Raw genomic sequence first — 24,021 nt, 5'->3', positions numbered from 1 at the left:
AGCACATCCAGTGGCCTGGCCATCATCTGTTCGGGGTCAACCTTCCAGAACCAGGCCAGGTCATAGGCGACGGCGATCAGGTCGGTGATGGCGCCGACGCCGCACTCATGAAAAAACTCGCAACGGCCCAGCTCAGCGCATTGAGGTCAGCCAGATCCAGCTGGTTGACCGACGACGGCGGAATGCCGGCGCACACGGCGATGTATTTGGCCGCCACGTCCATGTCGAGGCTGACTTCTTCGCTCTTGTCGATCTTGTACGGCAGCGCCTTGATCGCTCGCACCTCCTGCACCGTCGGACGGCGCAGGACGAGTTCGGTCAGGGGCTCGCCGTGAGCTTCGATCGCAACCTGAAGCTTCACGGCGCCGCTCATTGCCAGGTCCCCTTGATGCCTTCGAATTTCAGCTCGATGGTGGCGTCATCGCCCTTGGAAACTGGTTCTTCGACCAGATAGGCACCGGCCAGTACGTAGACTTTGCCGTTGCTGAATTCGCAGGTGACGGTGATGTCGGTGCCTTCGATCAGCTTCTTCAGCGGGAAATCGGCGGTGTGCAGCGCGGTCACTTTGAACGACGGCGCAATATCGGTTTCCTTGTAGAAACCGGGTACGACGGTTTCGCGTTTGACCGCCATCAGCGGGGCTTCGCAGCCGCCATTGATGGTCAGTTGTGCGCCGTCGACTTTGACGTAGCAGGTGCCTGCAATAAGTTGACCCATGGTGTTACTCCCTTGCATAAAAAAGCCCACGCGCGGTGGGCTGAAAACTTGCCGTCAAACGCGCGGATCAAGCCGCGTCGTCGTACTGCAGACGGAATTGGTTGAGCAGTGCGAACACGCGCAGACCGTTGATGTAATCCGGCGGGAACAGCACGTTCACGCGGCTCGGGTCCTGCACGTCACGCTCGACGATCAGGTGCTCGGCGAACAGCTCGGCGTTCTCCACGTGGCCTTCCAGTTCGAGCTTGGCGTACTGCGCGATCAGCTCACCGCGAATGGTCGCTGGCGTCACGATCGGCTGGCCGGCGCCGAAGCGGGTGCCGTCGGAAGCCAGTTTGTGCCGGCCGTACTTGCTGGTGATCACGCTTTGCAGACGACGCACGATGAACGCCGACTGGTGCATGGTTTCGCTGTCCAGATAGGAGTTGTCGGCCTGGCCGTAAGCATTTTTCTGGTAAGTAGTGATCGAGCGCTGGATGCGCACGTAACCGCCTTCGTAGTACGCAGTGGCAATGCCGTAGTTGAGCAGCGACTGACGTTCGGTCAGGGTGAAGCGCTCGCTGGCCGGTGCCGGGTCAACACCCGGCAGGCTGCCGCTCTGGGTTGGACGGCTGGCGTCGGCGGAGATGAACACCGCGGTGCGTGCAGCCAATGCAGCGGCTTGTACCCAGAACGGTTGTGGAACGCCCGGCTCCAGCGCCTGAATGGTCATGTGCTGGTCATTGCGTGCCTGGCCTGCTGCAACCAGCGTACCGACAGTGCCGCGTTTGGCGCTGTAGACGTGACCGAACAGTTGCTTGGCCCACGACCAGCGACCGGTGCTGTCATCCATGACCGCTTGCCAGGTGTTGAGGGTCGACAGATCGGACCATGGCAGCGCGATGAATTCGAACGGCTCGTCACCCAGCGCGGCGATAGCCGCGACCTGATCCGGAACACCGGCGCCGCCCGTCATGGCGGTGATTGCAGTGGTCAGGCCGGCCGGAGTTTCTTCGCCGTTGCTCTTGCCCAGGCGGTTGAATTGCAGGCTGATGTCGTTGCCGCTGTCGCCAGTCCATTTGGCGTTCAGAGTGACCACACCTTCGGCAGCGGCAGCGCTGACCGGCAGGTCGGCGGTGGCGTTGATTTTCTGCGCCAGGGCGGTGGCCGCTTGCGCAGCAGTGGCACCGTTGACCACGGTGGCTTGCACACGCACGCCGCCGACATACAGATTGAGCACGCCGGCCTGAGTGGCGGTGCCGGTCAAAGTCAGCACGCCTTTGGCGATGGCGCCTTCAGCGTTGTGCAGCGGCAGGCACCAGATCTCACCGATCGGGTCAGCCTTGCGGAAGGTTTCGTACATCGAGGCGAGCATCGAGCCTTGGCCGCCGATGCTCTTGGCAAGCGCGGTGCTGGAAACCAGCACCAGCTTGCCGACTTCGGTCGGGGCAATGTTGTCGTTGACCTGAGCGACGATCAAACGACGCAGGGTCGAACTCGCGCTATTGGCAGCCGAGTTGTCCATTTCGGCATAGAACAGCGGTACACGAATGTCCGCGGGGATGTTGCTGAATCCGATCGCCATTATTTGGCTCCCTTTTGTTTGGCTGGTGCGGTTTTGAGGGTGATATCGCCGTCGGCCAGACGTCGGCGCCACCAGGCGCTGTCCAGCACTTCACGGCCTTCCAGCGGCAGCAGATCGCCCGCCTCCGGGTCAGGTACAACGCGGCCTTCGGCCGGCAGTACGGTGATGCGATTGCTCATGGGGTTACGTCTCCAGAGAAAGTCATTTCCACGCGCCCATCGGGGCCCGGGCGTTTCAGGTTGGGGTCGGCGGGGTCGATCGCATCGACCCGCACGGTGGCCCCGGTAAAGGACGACAAACCGTCCAGTTCGCGTTCGTGCCAACTCTCCGCAGGCTGACTTGGCAGATTGCGGCCGAGCTGGAACTCGGCAAAAAAGCGCAGCCGGTAGAAGGCGCGGCTGCTGTTGATCAAGACCAGTTCGCCGCCGTCGTAAACGATGGCGCTGTAGTCTTTGTCGGGCTTGAACCCCACCACTGCGCGCCACAGTTCGGCGCGCAGGTCGTGCAACAGATCCAGCGCTTTTGTAGCGTCAGTGGCGTCAAGCGCCAGGACGATTTCGAAGCGGTCGCGGATCGGTTGGGTGATGAGGTTTTGGGTGGTGCTTTCACTCGCCAAGTCGGCCAGTGGCAGCACGTGGGCCGAGGGTGTCGGCAGATCCGGGTTGCCTTGCAGCAACGCCAGGTCGACACCCGCCGAAATGTGATTGGCAAGGCCAGGGCATTGCCCACGCAGTTGCGTGAGGATCGGGGTGATCTTCATGGGGGGTGTTCCAGAATGATGAGAATGGCGCAGGACCCAATGTGGGAGCGAGCCTGCTCGCGAAAGCGGTGTCTCAGTCGCATTCAATGCTGGATGTTCCAGCCTCTTCGCGAGCAGGCTCGCTCCCACAGGGAGTTGTGTCGTCAGTCTTCGGCTTCGGCTTTGGGATCGAGGCCGCTGGCATCGATCAGGCAGCGATAGCTGTTCTCGCGATTACCACTGGCGGTGACCTTGTCGATCGACCAGCGCCCGCGCATGAAGTCCGGCCAGGTGTCATCGAGCAGTACCAAGCCCTCAGCGGCCAGTCGCGGATCGCCGGGGCAGGTGATCTTCACCTTGTACTTTTGCCGGAGCATTTTGCGCACTTCGCCCTCACCGACGGCGATGGCATCCGCTTCATTGGGTTGCTTCTGGCGGATGGTCTTGAACGGCGCAAGTCCCGTCTCGACCCAATGCAAAACGCCTGTAACAGCATCGACAAAACAGGTCTTGCAGCCCTTGGCCTGTTCGCGGGCGGCCTCTTCCAGCGTGGCGCTGATGAAGGCGTGATCGCCGGGACGATTGTCGTGGGTGACCGACAACGTCACATCCTGCAGTTTCTGCCCCGAGATGGATTTGATCTGCCCAGGCCGCGCCAGCACATACGCATCGCCATAAGGTTTGGCGACCAGGTTGTACTTCTTCGCCAGCCGCGTCAGAAAGCCCATATCGGTTTCATTGGACTGGTCGACGTGGGCGATCTTGATCATCGACACGTCCGCAGCGACACGCGATGAAAAACCGTGCTGCGACACCAGTTTGCTAAACAGTTGGCCGAGCGTCGTCGGTCCATGACTGGCGGTGCGGCGCTGCTTGAAGCCGGTCTCATCATCCTTGCTGAAAGGCGCTGCAGTGGCCACCAGGGTCAGGCGAAACGGAAACAGCGTCGGCGTCAGGCGAGTGACTTTGAACTGGCCCTTGTCGACCATCTCTTCCATTTCCAGATAACCCACCAGCAGGCCGATTTTCCCGCCCAGATTTGGCAGCCCTTCGAGACCTTCCAGATCAATGGTCAGGGTCAGTTGATCCGACTCGATACCGGCGGCATCAATGTGCTCCCAACTGATCAGACGCTGGTTGAGCAGATCCGCGTTTGCGCCATAAATCTGCACGACCGGGGTATAACCCAATGCCATACAACCTCCTTAATCCCAGGCCGTGAGCGCTTTGATCGCGGCGGCTTTGCTGTCGAGTTCAGGCAACGCGACCCAGATACCCGCAGGCAGGATCGGGCCGTGCTCGGCCAGGGTCGGATTGAGTTTCCACAGGGCTTCTTCAGCGACGTCATCACTGCGCCCGGTTTCGCGGTAGAGCAGCAGATTTACCGAATCACCGGCCACGCTTCGAACCTTACGCATTGTTGAACTCCGCCAATTCGATGACCCAATCGACGACCATCGCCGTGCCGTCATCGATGATCTGGGTCTGGGTTTCCTGAACGTTGTTGATCCGCCACAACCCCCAGTTGCGACCAATGCCATCGATCAGCGGCAGCGGAATACGCAGCGCCTGCAAGGCGCGCAGCTCATCCAGCCGATCCATGGCCACGGCGTACATCGATTTGCCGGTGATGGTCAGGGTTTCCGGTTTCTGTCCGGTCTGGCTGGATTTCGGTTTGCTGGTGAGGATCTGTATTTCGGTCCAGCCGCCATCGGATTTGCGCAACAACGAGTGGTACGCAAATTGGCGCGAGAGGCCGAAGATGAAGCTGCCTAATGCCATTTGTTGTTTCATCAGGCGACTCCATCGGTCAGGGCTGCGTCACGGCGGGTGGCGAGTGGGTTGTTGGTCAACAGCGGCAGGAACTGGCCGTGGAATTGTCCACTCAGTTGCTGCCCGATGATTGTGCGGATTTGTTCAGCCGTGTCCGGAGCCGGACAGGTGACCTGGATCAACGGTGAAAAGCTCACCTGCTGATTTTGCGTCTGCGCGCTCGGCAGTTCTTTGGCGACGTCTGCCGGCGGGGCGAGTTTGTCGGAGGTCGGTGCCAGTTTTTCACCGAGCCAAGAACCGCCCATGCCGCCCATCGTACTGCCGACGATGCCGCCCACCACGCCACCGATGGCCGTGCCGATGACGGGAATGAAACTGCCGATCATCGCGCCGGCAACCGCACCGGCATAACCACCGGCCAGACTGCCGCCGGCTGAACCCAGCGCACCGCCGACCAGTTTGTTATCACCTTCCTCCAGCCCCTTCAACACATCGGGAGCCGCAGCGGCCACGGTCAGCAGTGCATTGGTTTTGCTGAATCCCTTGGCCAGGGATTTGGCGTCGGTGAAACGGCTGCGCAATGTCGGGCGTGGTTGCTCAGGTGCTAGCGGCTCGACAGATGGGAGGTTGACGGAGGCTTTGGGTTTGGCCGGGTTTCGGCGCTTTTTGGGCTTGCCGGTTTTTTCGGGTTTGTCAGTTTTTTCAGGCTTTTCGGGCTTGTCGGGCTTGCCGGTGTCGCCAGCGCTGGCAGGCTGATCCAGAACATCAATAAGAGGACCGGCGCCTGCCGTCGTCAGCAATTTTGTCGCCGCACCGCGAATGATCGAGGTCGTGGCGGCTTTGATTTGCGCGCCCCGGGACAAGGCAATAACGCCGCCCAGCATTAGCAGCGCCGCCGTCGCCCTGGGTTGCTCCTCGGCAAAACGGGCCATGCCACTGGCGACAGCATCCAGAGAGACCACCACAACATCGAACGCATTGGTCAGTGCGCCGCCAGCGGCCGTAGACAACCGCGTGACACTGGCGTCCAGCGCATTGACGCGTCCTTGCGAGGTGCCCCCCAATTGCTCAGCGTCTTTGGCAACTGACCCGGCGTAATCGAGCTTCGACGGGGCTTCGGGATTCGGCACAGTCAGCAGACTGAACGCCTTGGTCACGTCCTCAGGCTTTTTCAGCAACTTGAGAATGGCGTCGTTGCCACTGAAGAGGGTCTTGGTCAAAGCCTCCTTCTCTTCGGGCTTCTTGTCCTTGAGGGCTTCCATGACCTTGATGATGGTCGCCGACGCATCGGTCTTCATGCCAGTGGCGACTGCCTCCGGCCCCAGTCCATTGCCCAGCGAAGCCCAGGCAGTGCGCTGCTCATCCGTGGCCGTGTCGGCCTTGGCTAGCACCGTCATCAGACTGTTGAGCCCGGCTCCCGCTGCGGACTTGTCGACACCACTGTTCAAAAACGCTGCGGCCAGTGCCGCGACCTGCTCCGGCGTGAGTCCGCCAGCGACGGCTTTTTCACCAACATTCTGTACGACCGAGCCGATGTCCGCCGATGTCGCGTCCAGCGTGCTGTGCCCCAGATAGTTGGTCGCATCGGCCAGGGTTTGGCTCTTGCCACGATCAAGGTTCATCGCGGATTGCCAGGCCAGCATCATCTCGCTGGCTGTTTTCACATCAACGCCGAACGCCGAAGCGTTGATCGCCGCGTCACGAGCGAAGTCGGTCAAGGCGGCAACTTTAAGCTCGGGTTGAAGGCCTTCACCCACCCCCGACTTGGCCGCAGCCAGTTGCACCTGCAGCAGATCGACGCCGGTGGCGCCACTGGGAGCAACCTGTTTCTCGCTGGCCATCCTCAGGGTTTCTTGTGAAAGCGCCTCAAGCTGATCTTTATCCAGTTTCAGAACTCTGTTGAGTTCTGACAAAGAGGTCTGCTGCGCCATCGCTGCTTGCATGGTTTTAGGGGGTGAGCGCTGCTCGACCTCCGCCTTGAGCTTTGACTTCGGCTCACTATTGGCAGCAGGGGCTGCCGCCACAACCTTGAATAGCGATCGCTGGCTGACCAACAGTTCGCGCAGCTTGATCTGCTCCTGAGTCAGCAAACGAATATCCACGCTTGCCAACGCCAACGTGACGTTCAAATCCTGCAGCGGTTTTCCGAGGTTGTCGGGCAGCGTAAATCCGCCCGTTGTATTGCCGCTCTCACCGGCGTATGTGAGCGCATATCTGTTCTCTGCCATTGCCGCTCTACTCCTGTTTCACGCCAAGGCGAGTGATCGCTATGTCGTAGCGGCGCAACGCCTTTTCGGCGTCCCATTCGAGAATCTCCGCCTCACTTACCGGGTAAATGAGCGGGACGATATCGAGGATTACTTCGATGTCGCGTTCCGAAAGTAGGCCGCCGGCTGGTTTAAAAAATCGTCGATGCGCACCTGCAATTGCGTCCAGTCCGGGACGGTCATCAGGGCCAGATCGGGGATCATCAGGCCGGTGCAATGGGCGGTGATGAACTCGGCGCGTTCCTTGGCCGTTTTCAGTTTCTTCATCACTTTGGTGGCGCGCAGCACGGGCATTTCCAGGCTCAGCGAGGTCACGGTGCGGCCGGTGACGGCGAGCGGTTGCAGCAGCTGGATCTGATCGGGATCGTCGGATTTTTCCGCGTCTTCGACCTGATCGAGAAAGTACGCCGCCGGTTGGGTCGACATCTCGTGCACGTACTGGGCGATGCTCACGTAGTCCGGGCGCTTGAGCTGGTCGAGTTCCTTGACCGACAGGCCGGTGGCGAGCAGCGCCAGTTCGAAGAACTGATCGTCTTCGTCATCGCCGGCGCGTTCCAGCGCTTCTTTTTGCGCGGCGTAGAACAGCGGCTTGAGCTGAATTGTCTCGATCTGCGAGCCGTCGTCGCCGGTGATCGGCGACAGCAGGTCATGCTGGGGTGGCATCCACGACATGTATGAATTCCTTGGTGATTCTTTTTTAGGGGTGTCGCTATTCCCTTGTAGGAGTGAGCCTGCTCGCGATAGCGGTCTTGCAAGCACATTGATGTTGCATGTGCTGACCTCATCGCGAGCAGGCTCACTCCTACAGGGTTTTGTGTTGTGCCGAGGGTTACGGCATCAGCACCGCACGCCGCGCATCACCAAGGATGTCGACGCCGTTGAGCACGAACTTCTGGGTACGCACGTCGATGTCGATCACCGGCACGCCGTTTTCCAGGCGGTTATAAGTGCGGCAGGACAGCTCCAGATTGGTCTTGGGTTTTTCACCCATTTTCACTGCGGTTTCTTCGAGGGATTTCAGCTTGCCGCCGACGGTGTGATAGGTGAACCAGGTGTTGCCATCCTGATCCTGACCGGCTTCACGCACATTCAGCAGGATGTCGTCACCCAGCTTCACGCCGAGTGCGAGCATGACTTCAGCGCCGAGACCTTGCAGGGTCAGCTTGGCGTTGAGCGCTTTGCCGCCCTTGGCCATTTCTTCGACGATAAAGCGGCCGCCACGCATCTCTTCCACGTCGAATTCGATCTTCGGCGGGGTGAATTCTTCAACGGTCGCCGACAGCGGCAGGCCTTGCAGGGTGGCCGCGATGGCCTGTCTTACGCGGTTGGTAAACATTAGAGAACGTCCTCCAGGAACTGCTCGATGATTTCATCGCGGGCGTTGAGTTGATAAACCATGTGTTCGTTCGGCGCGTAGCGGCCGTAGTCGATGACCACGTACCAAGTACCGTTCTTGTATTTCTCGACGCTGTTGAGTTCCGGGTGCAGATACACGCTGCCGCCAGGAATGGTTTCGTCGGCGACCAGGGTCTGCAGCCAGTCGTTGATGCGCTTGACCTCTTGATCCATGAAGGACTTGGTGAGGTTCTTGGCCATGGCTTTCTGGCCGGCCTTGACCAGCTTGCGGCTGATCGCATCTTCGAGGCCGACGTAGCTGATGAACTTGCCGGTGATCGAGCGGTTACCCAGCAACGAGAAGCCACCGAGCACGGTACGGGCGTAGTAACTGACGCCGTAGCGGTTGAGCAGATCGCCTTCGGTAGAAGTGTCGAGGATGTTGTATTCAACGACCCGCGAAACGTCTTCGGCGTAGGTCACCTGATTGCCCGGGCTCTCCCACTGCTTGACCTTGGCCAGCGCGGCAATCGCCAGACTCGACGGCGACAGGAAGACGTTTTTCTTCGCCGCTTTCGAATACACGGCAGGCATGTTGTGCACCACCAGGCAACGGTCGAAACCAAGGTCGGCGCCGCCGAGTTCCTGGCTGTACACCACTTGATCAGCGACCGAAGCGTCCTTGCCATCCAGCACCACACGGGCCTTGATGCGCTTGCCGAACGAGGCGAACTCGCCGGCCACCGCTTTGGTGCCGGTGAAGCCCGGCGCGCCGATGATGGTCAGGTCTTCCGGGACGCTACCCAGTGCAGCCAGACCCAGTTTGCGACCGGTCGCCGGCTCAACACCACCGATCACTGCGTTGACCGTGTCGGCCGGGGTCGCGCCCGCTTCGACGATGACCACGTACACCGGCACCTTGACCACTTTGAGGATCTGGTAAACCGCGTGATACAGGGTGCCCTCTTCGGAACCGGTCGGATCGAGCAGCGCGTGGGTGGTGAAGCTGTTGATGCGGAACGGCGCGTTACGCGGAATCAGCGGATCGGCTTTCGGCGCAGTGCCGACCAGACCGATAACGTTGTCACCCAGGCCACCCGTGGCCTCAGGGGATTCGGTGGCATTGACGGTAATGCCGTTGTGCTCGAAGTTCAGAACCTCAGCCATATTCAGTCAGCCTTCTTGGCAGCGGCCTTTTTGGCCTGGGTGGAGGGGGTTTTCAGTTCCAGTCGACCGGCGAAGTGCAAGGCACTGGCCTCGACGTCGAGCAGATCAAGGTCTTGACCGATGCTCGACCAATGCCCACCGCCGGTGGGGAATGGGACGAGCACGGTGTAGGTTTGGCGGGTTGCCATTTTTCGTTTCTCCATAAACGGGAAAGCCCCTCGTGGGGAGGGGCTTGGCGGGTGTTGAATGCGTTTGGGGGATAAGAAAACGCCCCGAGGTGCGGGGCGTTTATTGCAGATTTGCGGATTCAGGTAGCGATGAATCCGGCCAGCCCTCGGCGAGCATTTCATCGCGATACTCGCCCGCCTCGATTGCACGCAACAAGGTGAGCTCACGGTCAAAACAGGCTTGGACGTGTGCCCGAACTGCCTTGGCAATGACGATGATCTGCGCGGATCCGATCTCGACGAAACCGGTCAGGGTTTTGAAATTGCAGCGGTAATTGGGGTCGAGGACGGCAGCCAATCCGGTACTCGCAATGAGCGCCTGGCTATCGCGAGTGGTTTCGACGTGTAGGCCTTCGACAAAGACCCCCGTAGCCTCGCGCTTATACCGCTCAGCGGCGACTAGCTGCTTATAGTTCGGAACCACGGCCGGGAAAGGCTGTTTGACAATATCGTCACCCACCCGTCGCCAGATTCCGTCAGTTTCTTGGGTTATCTGAAAAAACAACGATTCGCTCAGTTTTACAGCAGAGTCCGGAATGACGTGTAGACCATCGATCAGACAGGTTTGCAGCGTCGAGTCATCGTTAAATACAGCGTATTTCATATGCCCCCCTTAATGACCAATGGCGATGTAGCGGGCAGAGGATGCTCCTTGACCGTCTGTGCCGATTGATCTGACTGTCAGCGTTGTTTTGGATGTCATACCGGAAGCGGTCGCGTAGAGGGTTATGCCAGCGATTACGCCAGCCGATTTATCCCCCATGCTCACGACGGCTTGAAAGACCCCGTTGGGGAACGCAATTGGATATAGCGCCGACTGATCTCCGGTTGTGCCGTTGACAGTGCCCCACTGAATGATCATCCCCCCCAACCAACTCGGGAAAACGATATAGCCATTCGTGGCCTTTTGGATCTGAACCCCCCAGCGCAGCTTTTTCGGGGTCACAATTGTGGCGTCGTCAGACCCTTCTACCATTTGAGTCTGGGTGGCAACCTTCGCCGTACCTTGATTAATTTCCGAGGCTTGCTGCGCGAGAACGGCCAACGCGGCGATATCGATGTTGCCCTGATTGATCGGCGCGTTCCAAGCTTTGATACACCACATGACTGCGAGGTTTCGGGGACGGGTTTCCGTGGAAGTACGCGCCACTTTCGAAGCATCAAAGTACACGCCATGGTAGGCGTTTTTCTGGTTGAGCGGAGTTGAAGAGATGCTCATGTTATTTAACGAGAACGCACCGGATGCCGTGGTGATATCAAGATAGCCATCGAAGTTTCCGGTAATGTTCTGCAGGGTATCTACCTGGGAACTTCCGATTGCCCTTCCCACATCAACACCGCGCCCATGATCCCAGCCACGCAAGAACTCACCGCGCCCATCCGGCAAACGGAAATTGCCCGCCCCTTCATCGCCTTTGTTGTACTTGCCGGCCAGGTAAGCATTCAGGTCAGGATAAAGAGCCGCACTCTTGACACTGTTATCGAGTTCGAGAAAACCCACCGGTGGTGTAGCGCCCGGGAACGCAACGATCGTCCCTACTGGTAGCATCGAGGCGTTTGCAATCATTCCCTCGATTTCAGTTTTGGTGTAGGAGTCCTTGATCCCGAATCCGGCCAGCGTCTGAGGATTTGCTCCCCCCGTTGCCCGGCCATATTCGTCGACGGTCAGAGTCTTGTAAGTCCCGGCCGCAATTCCGGTGCGGCCCGCGAGCATCTTGAATGTCAGCGCAGTCGTACCGAGTGTAATTGGCGCATTGGTAGTCAGGTGCCACAGCGAATCACCGTTGGCCATCCCCTCCTCGACCATGACTGTCAGGCCCGGCGTCACCTTGGCGCTGCTGTTGGCATCGGTCGCCCGCACCCAATCACCATTGGCGACAATCCACAGGCCGTTATCCTTGGCCAAGGTCTGGTTCGCAACCAGCACGCGGTCCCCGGCAATCACTGCAACACCATCGATTTGCTGCGCACCGTTCAGCACCACGTTGGTGGTAGCCGCAACACGCACCGATTGCTTGCCATCGAGTTTGCCGAGTTCTTCGGCGAGGTAACTCATGACCCAGGCACGCGTGGCTTTAACCACGGTGTCATCGATCAACAACGTCACCAGCGACGCATTACTCGTTTCGAAAATCGAGCGAATGTAGAACTCTTTACCCGAACCCGACGTCGCCAGCACCGGTTTGAACGACTCCGGATATTTGACGATGGCGTAGAGAATCCCGGTATCAGTCCACAGCCCCGCTTCACGCACATACCAGCCACCCACATCCGGCGGAATGGTCACTTCGGCGAGCAGCCAGCTCGGATTCTTCTCGTCCTGGAACAGCGCATTCAGCGGCCCGCGCCAGACTTCGCGTTTCAGCGCAGTGGCCGTCGCGGCCGGGTTGTAGACCGAGCCGCCGCCGTCGCCGACGGAAATCTGCGTCAACTTGATCGGCGTGCCCGCGGCTTTACACGCCGTTTCGTAGGCAATCCCTGCGTTGGTGAGCAGGGTGTAATAGTCAGCCATTCAGGCCCCCTGAGGATAAATAGTGGATGTTTCGACGGTGTACATACCGGCAGCCATGAACGCCTCTCCCGAGGTTTCGAGCCCTTCGATGAACACCGGATAAACCGTGGTCAGTTCGCCGCAGAACGTCGCGGCGCCGATGACGTGATTGCCGAAAGTGCTCAGGCCGACCGAGACCGACAGCACATCGCGCTCGCTCTTGGCATCAGCCAGACGTCGGTCGAGACGGGCGTCGATTTCTTCGCTGTAGGGTTGGTCGCTGAAGGCTCGTACGGAAAAGCTGTACGGCGCACCGGGCGGTGTCTGTTCGTACCATGCGCGGATCTCGGGTCTTAACTGCAAACCCTTGGCGGCGTTTTCCAGCGCCTTGCGAGTGCCGGCCTGGCGCGCGGTGGGCCAGGCCAGCTCGACGGTCAGGCGTTTTTCTGCCTCCGGCGCGGTGGTGCTCCATTCAGCAACACCGCGATCAGCTGCCAGATACGGCAGAAAGGCGACCGGGGTTTCTGCGGGGTTCATCAGTTCGGGAAATGGCGGCGCGATGCGATCAAGCAGTGCGCCGAAACCCAGATCCAGACCTCGTTCAAGTGCCGAACTGTTGGCCGGCAACAGCGTCGGGCGCTGAGTCTTTTCACTCATAGCGTCAGCACCTCGACTTCGACTGCGGTGCAGTACGGCGCTTGAAACGCTGTCGTCACGATCGGCGCCAGCGGTTCGAGAATCTGCAATTGCACAGCGCCGGCGCTGTGCAGCGTGTAATCGATCCAGCTTGGATCAACGCGGCCTTCAAGACGATGGCAACTGTCGGCGTAAGCCTGCAATTGCTGTTGCGCGGCGACTTTGGTCAGGCCTGAATCGGGGCCGGAATTGATCTTGGCGACGACGCGAATCTTGTAGCGCTGAATGTCGGCAGCCTTGACGGTGACGAGGTCGGTTTCAGGTCGTACATCCGGTCGTGCGAAGTGCTGACGAACGCCGTCGAGCAATGTCGCGGAAGGCGTGCCATCGCCGTCGCGGGACAGCACAGTGACCTGCACTTCGCCCGGTGCCGTGCGACGCCCGTTGCCATCCTTGACCTGCGCGGCGAGGCCGTCCGGGTTGAAGGTGTAAGTGACATTCACCACACCCGCCTCAGTGGATTCGACTTGCACCGTCGGACGCTCGCCGAGGGTGAAAACTTCGCGGCGATACTGCATGCGCGAGCCAGCCGCCGGAGCGTGTGGCGCCAGGTAATAACGCAGGCGGGCGTCGTCGTCGCTTTCGTAGATCGCTGGCACCGGCGGGAATGCTGCCGGGTCGCCCGCATCCAGCAACTGCCGCTCCAGGCCCATGTCCGCCAGCCGCGCATCAAGGTTGCTACCCGTCGCCCACCACGCCAGCATCTGTTTGATGCGGGCGTTGTATTTGCGCTCGTGGGTTTGCAGCCGCACGCAGAAAGCCTCAAGCGCCAGGGTCAGCAGTTCACTCTCGTTTTCCAGGCTGGTCTTGAGTTTTGCGGCGCTGTCCGGCGAGCGCGCACCGACGTATTCGATGACGAAAGTCTTGAACTCGGCGAGCAGATCTTCGAAAGCCTCGACGGTAATCAGCGCGGGTTCGGCCAATTGGTTCTGGCCGGGGATCAACATGCTCATGTCACGACCTCGAAGGTTTGTTGACGGTTTTTCCAGGTGCCGGCGAAACGCAACAGCAGGCCGGCGCCCTGACGGCTGGCGACGATCACTTGCGGTTGAAAATCGCTGATGCCGTTCTGCGCGTTGTAAAACGCTTGCGCCGCATGGCTCTGGGCTAACAGCAGGACGTCATCGCCAAGGTTCTGCCCCAACAGCGTGGGGATCAGCGATCCGTACAAGGGCCGTTTTTGCCGGGTGCCCAGCGGCGTGGTCAGGGCCCGGGTCGCGCGCTGCACAAACTGCAGCCAATCGTCGACCGTGGCCCCGCTGTCTCTATCGATTCCGATCATGGAAGGCTCTTGAATCAGGGGCTGATGACGCGGCCCTGGTGATCGACCAAGGGGCCGCTGAAGTGCACGCCAGAAGCGTCGATGGTCAGGCCGACCGCACCCAGTTGCAGGCTGATCAGTTGTTGCGTCATTGCCAGGCGTGCCGGGCCGATGCTCAGTTCGAGTGATTCGCGTGAGCCGCTGAATGCTGCCGGACCGTTCTGCCAATGCAGGGTGTGCGAGGCATCGTCGTAACCGCTTTCACTGCCGTCCTGATGCACTCGACGGGTCAGCGTCGGCACCGTGGAGGTTGGCGGAAAGCGGTCACTGTTCAAACCGAACAACGCCACGCTCTGTGCACCGCTTTCGCCGCTGCCGTAGTTGAACAGCAGACACTGCTCGCCCACTGTTGGAATCCGCGACTCACTTTGTGCGCCGGCGCTGGGGTTGAAAAACTTGATGGCTGGCGTGAGCAATCCACCGTGACTGACCTGACAGGTGTTGCTCGCGGCGTCGACGGTCTGGCAAATTCCGATGCGGCAAAAGCTTTCGGCGCGGCGGTGCAGGTCGTCGATTTCCGCTTCCATCTCGGCCAGGCGCTCGATGATCGGGCCGAGTTGCATGCGCAATAGTCCATCGAACATCTCAGGCCTCCAACGCGGTGTATTGGTCGGGGTCGTCGATGTTGCTGACTTCCCAGGTGCGAGCGAATTTCGGCGTGCCCAGCGGATCGTCAAGTAAGGTCGGGCCGAGGTAGAGGGTCTGGTTGAACGTCAGTGTCCAGGCCTTGTATTGCTGGTCGGCGCGGATGAGCAATGACGGCAAGCCATCGATGTTCATTGGCAGATCGCACTGGTCGCCGGGCAAGTTCCAAGCGTTGTCGGTGATCAGGTTTTTCAACACAGCGATCAGATCGCACGCCGCAAATGCGCTGGCGGCAAGGGCCGGGATGACTTGCAGGGATACCGTCATGACATGAGCAATTCGCCCGTCAGCGGCGCGCATTCCAGGTGCATTGCGGTCGAAGCCAATCAGCACCCAGGCCTGATCGTCCGGTGCAGTGAAATCATCGTGATTGCCGACATTGAGGTTGAGCCCGGCGGTGTTGCGCAGCGTCGTCGCGATGGCGGTGAACAGTTGCGACGGCTGCTGGATCGGTGTGGGCATACATGACCTCCTTTTCAATCGTCCACGCGAAACCCTGCCGCCAAAATGGCGGCACGGAAAATTGGTTTTGGTTAAGGTTGGTCGCGAGGCGGAACTTCGCAGACGCCGATGCGCTTGGCGGCCCAGCGTTCGTACAACCCGATGGCGACGTCGGCGCCGGCCATCGCTGTCAGGCAACCGAACGCGCCGGCGGCCCAGATCGAAAGTCCTGCGGCATACAGCAGCATGATTGCCGACACGCCGCAGATCATGCAGGCGCCGGAGCGCAGGGCCAGGCGTCGCAGCAATGACCAGCCGCGTGCGCCCTCCTTGTCGGCGCGCCACATTTCGCCGGACACCCCGCCGACGACGGCCAGGAGGATGACCAGCCAGATCGGCATGTCCGCCAACGCTTGTTGCTCGCTTGTCATGTCACGCCTCCCGGGGGTGATTGATGAGTGATGTGTGTTGGGTTCAATCGTTTTCTCTTGAGGTAGGCATTCCAAAAAGCCCGGAGCTAGAGCCGGGCTTTTCAGTAATGCGGTCCCCGAGCAGGGCTGATTCGCGTAGTTGAATCAGAAGGGAGCTACCGGCCAATTGACGATGTTCGGGTAGCCGGATTGTTTTTTAACCTCGCTGACATCGATGCAGTACTGCTTGTACGCAGTTAACAGCGCCTGCTCTTCAGGTGTGGCAACGCCGACGTCGTCCTTATATTGGAGCGGGTGCAACAACAGCCACTGGCCAGCCACATTCATCAACGTCAGAACATCGTGAGCGACGTCTTTTTCACGTTCTTCATAGGTTGGTTCACTGAATATCCAATCAACGTAATTTACAGTGGTGGCCTTCCACCCCAGTTGAACGTCCGTGTTTCCGGTGATATCAACCCAGAAACCATTAGAGAGCCACTCTGGGGTCTCCTCAGAGTCGACAAACTTCATCACTTTGTTAAACGGTTTTGCATAGTCAACTCGAACATAAGCATAACGATTCATTCATTGCTCCTTTTGGTAACTAAACGGCGTATTTGCCGTTACGTTCTGCACTCCAGAATGTCCGCACCATTGTCTAGAGCGGAACAAATCAGGCAGGCATTCCAAAAAGCCCGGCAGTCCGCCGGGCTTTTCAGTAATGCGCTCCTTCGCCTTCCTTCCAATCCTGTGTTCAAGAAGGAAGCTGACTTTTCGGCGCTACTGGCGCGGTACGAGTCCATTCAGATTGTTTTTCCGACCGCGGTCCCTGCCCGCCGGATAACTGCTTCTGGTGCTTTACGCTGCACACCCGGGTCAGTTGCCAACCCTCTGAACCGTTGAGGCCGGTTCATCGCTGCCTGTTCTTGTGGAACTAAAGAGCTTTCTTGCCAGCCGCTTTGTCGAGCGGCTTGGTGGCAATAATATGCACGAATGCATATCCAGTCAATGCGTAAATGCATTTATTTATGCATTAGAAATGCGCAAGCGCATGAAAGCCCCGCAACTCAAGGGTTTGGCGGTTTCATCAAGGCGAAAAAAAACCCGCCGATTGGCGGGTTTGTCTGAAGAGGGTCGGGTTAACGGGCGTACATGCCCCACCAAAAGACGTGACCGAGGATTACGATCTGCTCTTCCTGGATTTCCTGGAAGCTGTAGTCCTCGTCCGGATGCTCATCGCGATTGAAGCTGCGCAGACGAATGCCGGTAGGCAAGCGGTAAAGCTGCTTTACGCGTAACTGGCCGTTGTGATTGATCGCGTACAGGTCGCCATCAATGATGTCGCCGATGCCGCATTTACCGGCGTTGACGCCGACGGTGGCACCATCACGCAACACCGGCAACATGCTGTTGCCGCGCACTGTCACGCATTTGGCCTGGTCGAACTGCACGCCGTTATGGCGCAGGCTGCGCTTGCCGAAGCGCAGGCTAGAGCGCTCGCTCTCTTCGATGACGAATCTTCCTGATCCAGCAGCCAATTCAACCTCGCGAAGGAACGGCACCGATACTTCGTCATCATCGACAGGTGTATCGTCGTCCCACAGCATTATGTCCTTGAGTTCCGCGTGTACGTCATCACGCACGGCACCGGTCGACTGCGCGACATCTGCGCGCCCGCGCAATTGATCGGTGCTCACGGCGAAGTACTCGGCGATCTTCGAGATATGTTTATCCGAAGGATCGACGATCTTCCCGCTGAGAATCCGCGAGAGAGTGGATTGAGGCACGCCGGTGCGACGGTGGAGCTCCGTGGGGGAGATCCCGTGCTGGTCGAGCAGTGCTCTTAAGACGGAGGCTACGTTGCGTTTTTGCATAACGCGCATAGTGCTTGAAGTTATCCGCGAAGACAAATGCTGATTTGCATAATTAACGCATAAATATGAATTCAGCCACAAAATGATATTACCGAGCCATCACTTTGAATTGAATAACGGCCCGGTTCCAGCGTGCGGTCATCCCTTGACGCGACGCGCGGCAGCATTGGCTTTTTTAAGTCGATCGGTTCTGGCCTTCCTGTCGTAATCGTCCTTGGCGCCCATGATTCCACCGGCAGCATGTACCCAGTCGGTAGCGGTACAACCAGAGATCAGCACAGCAGAAGTAAAAACCGAAGCAAAGATAAGGATGTTTTTCATATTCGATTTCCCGGTGTCACTGATGAATACATTGAATTGCAGGGTTGAAAAAGAAGACCTGCTGCGGTTCGTTGACGGTGATTGACCCTTTACTCATCCATGAGCCTTTGCAGCTTTGTCTGAGCCCGTTCGAGCCTGGCTTCCTGTTTCTTGATCACTTTCACATCGCCATACTGACGCGCGGCCTTCAGATAGTTCTGTCTGCGCCGTACTTCGGCTTCTGCCTTTTGGATGGCGCTTGAACGGTTATTTTGCGCGGAGGGTTCTTGGCAATAGCGCTCGACATTGGCAAGGGCCTGTTCCAGACCTGACCTGCGATAAACATTGCTCGTTGCCTCAGCGCGTTCAATTTGGAACAACAGTTCGGCGCGACGCTGCGCACAACTTTCCCGCGCGCCAGCCCAAGAACTATCGATGATAAAAACACCACCAACTAACAGAGACAGATTCCAGAGCAGGGTCGATCTCATGAGACAAACCCCAGATAATTTTTTTCTCCCGCGCGCCCACGAAAATGGCTCACCCGAGACCATGCTCTACGACAACCCAACGCTTCTTGTACACCAGAAAGTGCCGCCATCATCATGTCGCGACAGCGAGTTCTGCACATCGGAAAGTGTTCAACCATCCACGCAACTGGTACGTAAACATGATCGAAACAAAGCAAAACCGGAGTGCGATCAAACAACGTGGAAATACTCACATCCTTTTCTTTCCCAGCAATAACCGCCGGCACAAACACAATACCTTCCCGATTTATTGCAATTGATCGCTTCCAGGCGGGAGACTTGGTTCCATGAGAACTGCGCAGGCAAAACCAGAGCATCTATAACGTTCCTCAACAGCCTAAACATCGTCATGTTATTCAAGGCAACTAACAGCCAGACTGCGCTGACTCTCCGGCAGTCGCAGGGGCTGTAGACTTGACTCGAATCACATTAACAACGAAGGACCGTTGAGTCCTTACTGGCGTCTTACTTAGTCTTACTTAGTCGCCGGAGGCCTTGCACCCTGGGGGTTTGAGCTAGCGAGGGACGTGGCATACGCCATTGATCAGGTTATTGACATTGTAGTAATACTCGGTATCGGAGAAGTAATTGAACGTCACCATACCGCCTTGAAAACCTCTTTCCATAAACGGAAGTTCATCGCCGGCGGTGTCCGCGTCAAACTTTACAATCGAGCGCGTCTTGAACAGAAACCTGGATGTATCCAGATGCGTTAGTACAATTTCGAACTTACGATCATAAGTATAGACCTTGCCTTCAGGGGCTTTAACGATGTAGTGCACATAGAGAGCGCCCTCCGTTGGGTCGATCGTCATTTCCCCAACGCCATGCCAGCGAACTTTGTGATCATTCGTATGGACAAAATCTATGGATGCAAAACAGGGTGCGCGTGGAATATCGCGATTGATCAAATAAAAATGCTTTACAACCAGAATACCGAAGACAAATACAGACAAAGCGGCAATCACTGCGATTATTTTTTTCCAACGAGTTGGTAGTTCACGCATATGGCCTCCCCTTTGCTTTCTGGCTTGATGCACTTGACCAGTAATTGGGAGAGTGGTTTCCGTACATAGTAGTTGATATCGGACAACACAATGGGTGGTTCGAACTCGCTGAGCGCCTTGACAATATCCTCTTTGGACATTCTTTCACTTTCTTCTACATACAATTTCGCTTCGCCTTCTTGCCAGATGAGTTTCCACTCCTCCAGATCGGCTGGTTTTTTTAACACCAGGTATGCGTAAAAGACCGGAAGAGCAATCGCTGGCACCAGGATTGTCGCCAAAAGAAAGCGCCAGTAACGACTGAATGGCTTTTTCGCCGTGGGGGCGTCGACGATAAATGGTTCAGCATCGTTTACCAGCGCAGGCGGCGACTCAGAGGATTGAGTCTGCGCGGTGACCAAGCGGATTTCACACAACAGCACCACGCCCCGGCGTGGCAAAGTCTTGAGACTGTCCCGTGGCAAACCAACGTCAGCGAAATGCGCGCGGAGCATGTGCAGCGTCTTGTAATAACTGCTGTCGGAAATCACCAGCCCGCGCTCCCCCCAGACTCGGGAGATAAGCAGTTCCTTGTCGGTCACGCCGGCTATCAGCGCCAGCAGCAGGTCGCTTTCATTGCTGCCCAGCAAAGCTGTCCGCCGCGCCCGGCTGAGGGTCATTTTTTCTGCATCGTAGTAACAATCGCTCGCTGACGCTTGTGAGCCGATGCCCTCTGATTGTTCCAAGCTGCGTCCTCAACTGATCTGCAATCCTCGAATTCCGATCATTCGATAGCTTTTCGGCACTATAGGACACAATGCCAACCCAAGCGGCGGTGCGTTGCTGCATCCACCTCAAAAAAACTTCATACTCGGCCCCACTGAATCAACCCACGGGCCGCATCGCTGGCAAACACTCGCCATTTTGAAGATGCGAACGACCCCGTTATTGCCTCGTCACTTTTTCCGGTAAAGCTAAACCACTGATGAATAAAGCTATTTCTGACCTGTCCTCCCACACCCCGATGATGCAGCAATACTGGCGCCTGAAGAATCAGCACCCGGATCAGCTGATGTTCTACCGCATGGGCGACTTCTACGAGATCTTCTACGAAGACGCGAAGAAGGCGGCCAAGTTGCTCGACATCACCCTGACCGCGCGCGGACAGTCGGCGGGGCAGGCTATTCCGATGTGCGGGATTCCGTATCACGCGGCGGAAGGCTATCTGGCAAAACTGGTCAAGCTTGGCGAGTCGGTGGTGATTTGCGAGCAAGTCGGCGACCCGGCAACCAGCAAAGGCCCGGTGGAGCGTCAGGTCGTGCGCATCCTCACGCCGGGCACGGTCAGTGATGAGGCGCTGCTAGACGAACGCCGCGACAACCTGATTGCAGCGCTACTGGGTGACGAGCGCCTGTTCGGTCTGGCCGTGCTGGACATCACCAGCGGTAACTTCAGCGTCTCGGAAATCAAAGGTTGGGAGAACCTGCTGGCTGAACTGGAGCGGATCAATCCGGTTGAGTTGCTGATCCCGGATGACTGGCCAAGGGACCTGCCAGCGGAAAAACGCCGTGGCGTCAGTCGTCGTGCGCCGTGGGACTTCGAGCGTGATTCAGCACTGAAAAGTCTTTGCCAGCAGTTCTCCACCCAAGACCTGAAGGGCTTTGGTTGCGAGAACCTGACCCTGGCCATCGGCGCTGCCGGTTGCCTGTTGGCGTACGCCAAGGAAACCCAGCGCACCGCCCTGCCCCATCTGCGCAGCCTGCGCCACGAACGTCTCGACGACACGGTGGTGCTGGACGGTGCGAGCCGCCGCAATCTTGAACTCGACACCAACCTGGCCGGTGGCCGCGACAACACCCTGCAATCGGTGGTCGATCGCTGCCAGACCGCCATGGGTAGCCGTTTGCTGACCCGCTGGCTGAATCGCCCGTTGCGCGATCTGACGGTATTGCTGGCGCGCCAGACCTCGATCACTTGCCTGCTCGATCGCTACCGTTTCGAAAAGCTGCAACCGCAGCTCAAGGAAATCGGCGACATCGAGCGAATTCTCGCGCGGATCGGCCTGCGCAACGCGCGTCCTCGTGACCTTGCCCGGCTGCGCGACGCCCTTGGTGCCTTGCCTGAATTGCAAGTGGCGATGACCGATCTGGAAGCGCCGCACCTGCAGAGTCTGGCGACAATCACCAGCACCTATCCGGAGCTGGCGGCGTTGCTGGAAAAAGCCATCATCGACAATCCGCCTGCGGTCATCCGTGACGGCGGCGTGCTGAAAACCGGCTACGACAGCGAACTCGACGAGCTGCAATCGTTGAGCGAGAACGCCGGCCAGTTCCTCATCGATCTGGAAGCCCGCGAAAAAGCCCGAACTGGTCTGAGCCATCTGAAAGTCGGCTACAACCGCATTCACGGCTACTTCATCGAGCTGCCGAGCAAGCAGGCTGAATCGGCGCCAGCGGATTACATCCGGCGCCAGACGCTGAAAGGCGCCGAACGCTTCATCACGCCTGAGCTGAAAGAGTTCGAAGACAAGGCCCTCTCTGCCAAGAGCCGTGCCTTGGCGCGCGAAAAGATGCTTTACGAAGCGCTGCTGGAAGATCTGATCAGCCAGTTGCCACCGTTGCAAGACACCGCCGGCGCGCTGGCTGAACTGGACGTGTTGAGCAACCTCGCCGAGCGTGCGCTGAATCTCGACCTGAACTGCCCGCGCTTCGTCACCGAGCCTTGCATGCGCATCACCCAGGGACGTCACCCGGTGGTCGAGCAGGTACTGACCACGCCGTTCGTGGCCAACGACCTGAGCCTGGACGACAACACGCGCATGTTGGTGATCACCGGCCCGAACATGGGCGGTAAATCCACCTACATGCGCCAAACCGCACTGATCGTGTTGCTGGCGCATATCGGCAGCTTCGTGCCGGCCGCCAGTTGCGAACTGTCCCTGGTCGACCGCATTTTCACCCGTATCGGTTCCAGCGATGACCTCGCGGGCGGCCGTTCGACCTTCATGGTCGAAATGAGCGAGACCGCCAACATCCTGCACAACGCCACCGAGCGCAGCCTGGTGCTGATGGACGAAGTCGGTCGCGGCACCAGCACCTTCGACGGTCTGTCGCTGGCATGGGCGGCGGCGGAGCGCCTGGCCCATTTGCGCGCCTATACGCTGTTCGCTACGCACTACTTCGAACTGACCGTGTTGCCGGAAGCCGAGCCATTGGTGGCCAACGTCCACCTCAACGCCACCGAGCACAACGAACGCATCGTGTTCCTGCACCACGTGCTGCCCGGCCCTGCCAGCCAGAGTTACGGTCTGGCAGTGGCGCAATTGGCCGGTGTGCCGAGTGAAGTGATCGTGCGTGCCCGCGAGCACTTGAGCAGACTGGAAGAAACCGCTTTGCCCCATGAAGCGCCGAAACCTGCCGCCAAAGGCAAACCGGTAACGCCGCAGCAAAGCGACATGTTCGCCAGCCTGCCGCATCCGGTACTCGATGAGCTGGCTAAACTGGATCTGGATGACCTGACCCCGCGTCGTGCGCTCGAAATGCTCTATGCATTGAAGAACCGGATATAAGCACTGAAGAAGCGGATATAACGCAAACGGCTTCAAGCTGTTAGAATCTCGCGCGGTTTGGGATGCTGCTGGCTAATAGCCTGGCCAGCAGGTATCGCTCCCGAACCTGGCGACCCCAACCGTGAAGGGGCAACGCTGCCGCCGCCTGAGGAGAAAATTAGAAATGACCTTCGTCGTCACCGACAACTGCATCAAGTGCAAGTACACCGACTGCGTAGAAGTCTGTCCGGTGGACTGCTTTTACGAAGGCCCGAACTTCCTGGTGATTCACCCGGATGAGTGCATCGACTGCGCCCTGTGCGAACCGGAATGCCCGGCCGTAGCCATTTTCTCCGAGGACGAGGTTCCGGAAGAGATGCAGGAGTTCATTCAACTCAACGTTGAGCTGGCTGAAATCTGGCCGAACATCACCGAGAAGAAAGAATCGCTGCCGGATGCCGAAGAGTGGGATGGCGTCAAAGGCAAGATCAAAGACCTCGAACGCTGATCTGCCCCGCGCTCGAATGAAAAGGCCCCTCGCGGGCCTTTTTGCTTTTCTGTGTTTTACTTTTCTGCGGGCAAAAAAAGGGGCGGTATGACCCGCCCACATTTTTTCCCTATTCCCTGTATTCCTTTTCATCGTCCTGATGAATCGCGTCCTGCGATGTCCGTTCCCCTCATCCTTGAAGGGCGTGTCTGTCCGTCGACACAACCCAGATACTAGAGAATTCCCCGGCGAGAGCAATCGGCCCTAAGACCGCAAAAGTGCTGTAATAAGCACTTCACATTAAAAAATAAATATACAAATCAACAAGTTAAATTGCTCTACCGAAAGTGATCGACGTCTACCGTACTGTAAAAATAGTGAACACTTACGAAAGAGTAAGCCAAGGCTTACACCGAGAGACTACAAACGATGGAATTGCCAACCGTACGTCCGGCAATGAACCGGGTGGCGTGAGATAACCAACAAATCCATGCCAACAAA

Annotated in this window: 30 protein-coding genes; 2 read left to right on the top strand and 28 right to left on the bottom strand. The window is 58.2% G+C overall.

The window, feature by feature from the left end:
• Positions 1–76 precede the first annotated feature (76 nt).
• The 28 genes from M5G26_RS01835 to M5G26_RS01700 form a co-directional block, all read right to left on the bottom strand.
• A complete protein-coding gene (locus M5G26_RS01835; protein ID WP_007908778.1) occupies positions 77–373 on the bottom strand; it encodes a phage tail assembly protein in 297 nt (98 codons plus the stop codon).
• Positions 370–717: a phage tail tube protein gene (locus M5G26_RS01830; RefSeq protein WP_007908779.1), complete on the bottom strand. Its 348-nt coding sequence runs from the start codon at positions 715–717 to the stop codon at positions 370–372. The genes M5G26_RS01835 and M5G26_RS01830 overlap by 4 nt, the downstream gene beginning before the upstream one ends.
• Positions 718–784: 67 nt before the next feature.
• A complete protein-coding gene (locus tag M5G26_RS01825) occupies positions 785–2,281 on the bottom strand; it encodes a phage tail sheath subtilisin-like domain-containing protein (RefSeq protein ID WP_122608697.1) in 1,497 nt (498 codons plus the stop codon).
• On the bottom strand, positions 2,281–2,460 hold the full coding sequence (locus tag M5G26_RS01820; RefSeq protein WP_007908782.1) for a DUF2635 domain-containing protein: 180 nt from the start codon (positions 2,458–2,460) through the stop codon (positions 2,281–2,283). Before M5G26_RS01820 ends, M5G26_RS01825 begins: the two co-directional genes overlap by 1 nt.
• Positions 2,457–3,041: a phage tail terminator protein gene (locus M5G26_RS01815; protein WP_273914293.1), complete on the bottom strand. Its 585-nt coding sequence runs from the start codon at positions 3,039–3,041 to the stop codon at positions 2,457–2,459. Before M5G26_RS01815 ends, M5G26_RS01820 begins: the two co-directional genes overlap by 4 nt.
• 143 nt (positions 3,042–3,184) lie before the next feature.
• Positions 3,185–4,216 carry a phage late control D family protein gene (locus M5G26_RS01810; RefSeq protein ID WP_273914292.1) on the bottom strand — a complete coding sequence of 344 codons (1,032 nt, stop codon included), beginning with the start codon at positions 4,214–4,216 and terminating at the stop codon, positions 3,185–3,187.
• A 9-nt stretch (positions 4,217–4,225) separates the two neighbouring features.
• On the bottom strand, positions 4,226–4,438 hold the full coding sequence (locus M5G26_RS01805) for a tail protein X (protein ID WP_134176885.1): 213 nt from the start codon (positions 4,436–4,438) through the stop codon (positions 4,226–4,228).
• On the bottom strand, positions 4,431–4,814 hold the full coding sequence (locus tag M5G26_RS01800; protein WP_116254554.1) for a phage tail protein: 384 nt from the start codon (positions 4,812–4,814) through the stop codon (positions 4,431–4,433). The genes M5G26_RS01805 and M5G26_RS01800 overlap by 8 nt, the downstream gene beginning before the upstream one ends.
• Entirely contained in the window at positions 4,814–7,021 is a 2,208-nt protein-coding gene (locus tag M5G26_RS01795; protein WP_273914291.1) for a phage tail tape measure protein, read from the bottom strand. Before M5G26_RS01795 ends, M5G26_RS01800 begins: the two co-directional genes overlap by 1 nt.
• Before the next feature lie 129 nt (positions 7,022–7,150).
• Positions 7,151–7,732: a phage tail assembly protein gene (locus M5G26_RS01790; protein ID WP_273914290.1), complete on the bottom strand. Its 582-nt coding sequence runs from the start codon at positions 7,730–7,732 to the stop codon at positions 7,151–7,153.
• 157 nt (positions 7,733–7,889) lie between these two features.
• Positions 7,890–8,396 (bottom strand): phage major tail tube protein, encoded by a 507-nt coding sequence (locus tag M5G26_RS01785; protein ID WP_016985055.1) that lies wholly within the window; start codon positions 8,394–8,396, stop codon positions 7,890–7,892.
• A complete protein-coding gene (locus tag M5G26_RS01780; RefSeq protein ID WP_273914289.1) occupies positions 8,396–9,562 on the bottom strand; it encodes a phage tail protein in 1,167 nt (388 codons plus the stop codon). Before M5G26_RS01780 ends, M5G26_RS01785 begins: the two co-directional genes overlap by 1 nt.
• Positions 9,563–9,564: 2 nt before the next feature.
• The gene (locus M5G26_RS01775) at positions 9,565–9,750 is read right to left on the bottom strand and encodes a hypothetical protein (RefSeq protein WP_016985057.1); all 186 of its coding nucleotides are present in this window, start codon (positions 9,748–9,750) and stop codon (positions 9,565–9,567) included.
• A 100-nt stretch (positions 9,751–9,850) separates the two neighbouring features.
• Entirely contained in the window at positions 9,851–10,393 is a 543-nt protein-coding gene (locus M5G26_RS01770) for a DUF4376 domain-containing protein (RefSeq protein ID WP_273914288.1), read from the bottom strand.
• 9 nt (positions 10,394–10,402) lie between these two features.
• Positions 10,403–12,301: a phage tail-collar fiber domain-containing protein gene (locus M5G26_RS01765; protein ID WP_273914287.1), complete on the bottom strand. Its 1,899-nt coding sequence runs from the start codon at positions 12,299–12,301 to the stop codon at positions 10,403–10,405.
• A complete protein-coding gene (locus tag M5G26_RS01760; RefSeq protein ID WP_273914286.1) occupies positions 12,302–12,937 on the bottom strand; it encodes a phage tail protein I in 636 nt (211 codons plus the stop codon).
• Positions 12,934–13,929: a baseplate J/gp47 family protein gene (locus M5G26_RS01755; RefSeq protein ID WP_273914285.1), complete on the bottom strand. Its 996-nt coding sequence runs from the start codon at positions 13,927–13,929 to the stop codon at positions 12,934–12,936. Before M5G26_RS01755 ends, M5G26_RS01760 begins: the two co-directional genes overlap by 4 nt.
• A complete protein-coding gene (locus M5G26_RS01750) occupies positions 13,926–14,258 on the bottom strand; it encodes a phage baseplate protein (RefSeq protein WP_038357957.1) in 333 nt (110 codons plus the stop codon). The genes M5G26_RS01755 and M5G26_RS01750 overlap by 4 nt, the downstream gene beginning before the upstream one ends.
• A 14-nt stretch (positions 14,259–14,272) precedes the next feature.
• Entirely contained in the window at positions 14,273–14,881 is a 609-nt protein-coding gene (locus M5G26_RS01745; RefSeq protein WP_273914284.1) for a phage baseplate assembly protein V, read from the bottom strand.
• A 1-nt stretch (position 14,882) separates the two neighbouring features.
• On the bottom strand, positions 14,883–15,404 hold the full coding sequence (locus tag M5G26_RS01740) for a hypothetical protein (protein WP_273914283.1): 522 nt from the start codon (positions 15,402–15,404) through the stop codon (positions 14,883–14,885).
• A gap of 71 nt (positions 15,405–15,475) precedes the next feature.
• A complete protein-coding gene (locus M5G26_RS01735; protein ID WP_038357950.1) occupies positions 15,476–15,814 on the bottom strand; it encodes a phage holin family protein in 339 nt (112 codons plus the stop codon).
• A 144-nt stretch (positions 15,815–15,958) separates the two neighbouring features.
• Positions 15,959–16,381: a tail fiber assembly protein gene (locus tag M5G26_RS01730; protein WP_273914282.1), complete on the bottom strand. Its 423-nt coding sequence runs from the start codon at positions 16,379–16,381 to the stop codon at positions 15,959–15,961.
• A 554-nt stretch (positions 16,382–16,935) separates the two neighbouring features.
• Entirely contained in the window at positions 16,936–17,670 is a 735-nt protein-coding gene (locus tag M5G26_RS01725; RefSeq protein WP_150691980.1) for an XRE family transcriptional regulator, read from the bottom strand.
• Positions 17,671–17,808: 138 nt separating this feature from the next.
• Positions 17,809–17,991 (bottom strand): hypothetical protein, encoded by a 183-nt coding sequence (locus M5G26_RS01720; protein WP_007908822.1) that lies wholly within the window; start codon positions 17,989–17,991, stop codon positions 17,809–17,811.
• Positions 17,992–18,080: 89 nt separating this feature from the next.
• Complete coding sequence (locus M5G26_RS01715) at positions 18,081–18,461, bottom strand: DUF1090 domain-containing protein (RefSeq protein ID WP_273914281.1); 381 nt, start codon at positions 18,459–18,461, stop codon at positions 18,081–18,083.
• Positions 18,458–18,817 (bottom strand): hypothetical protein, encoded by a 360-nt coding sequence (locus M5G26_RS01710; RefSeq protein WP_273914280.1) that lies wholly within the window; start codon positions 18,815–18,817, stop codon positions 18,458–18,460. The genes M5G26_RS01715 and M5G26_RS01710 overlap by 4 nt, the downstream gene beginning before the upstream one ends.
• Before the next feature lie 198 nt (positions 18,818–19,015).
• Positions 19,016–19,507, bottom strand: a complete 492-nt coding sequence (locus tag M5G26_RS01705; RefSeq protein WP_273914279.1) for a hypothetical protein — start codon at positions 19,505–19,507, stop codon at positions 19,016–19,018.
• Positions 19,474–20,232: a winged helix-turn-helix domain-containing protein gene (locus M5G26_RS01700; RefSeq protein WP_273914278.1), complete on the bottom strand. Its 759-nt coding sequence runs from the start codon at positions 20,230–20,232 to the stop codon at positions 19,474–19,476. Before M5G26_RS01700 ends, M5G26_RS01705 begins: the two co-directional genes overlap by 34 nt.
• Before the next feature lie 251 nt (positions 20,233–20,483).
• Between M5G26_RS01700 and mutS the strand changes: the two genes are divergently transcribed.
• Both mutS and fdxA read left to right on the top strand, forming a co-directional pair.
• On the top strand, positions 20,484–23,054 hold the full coding sequence (gene mutS / locus M5G26_RS01695) for a DNA mismatch repair protein MutS (protein WP_191625112.1): 2,571 nt from the start codon (positions 20,484–20,486) through the stop codon (positions 23,052–23,054).
• Between the two features lie 163 nt (positions 23,055–23,217).
• Positions 23,218–23,541 carry a ferredoxin FdxA gene (gene fdxA, locus M5G26_RS01690; RefSeq protein WP_007908827.1) on the top strand — a complete coding sequence of 108 codons (324 nt, stop codon included), beginning with the start codon at positions 23,218–23,220 and terminating at the stop codon, positions 23,539–23,541.
• Positions 23,542–24,021: the final 480 nt, after the last annotated feature.

The organism is Pseudomonas sp. TNT2022 ID642, from assembly GCF_028656995.1.
In the GTDB taxonomy this organism is placed as follows: Bacteria; Pseudomonadota; Gammaproteobacteria; order Pseudomonadales; family Pseudomonadaceae; genus Aquipseudomonas.
This window is presented reverse-complemented; position numbering and strand designations above follow the sequence as displayed.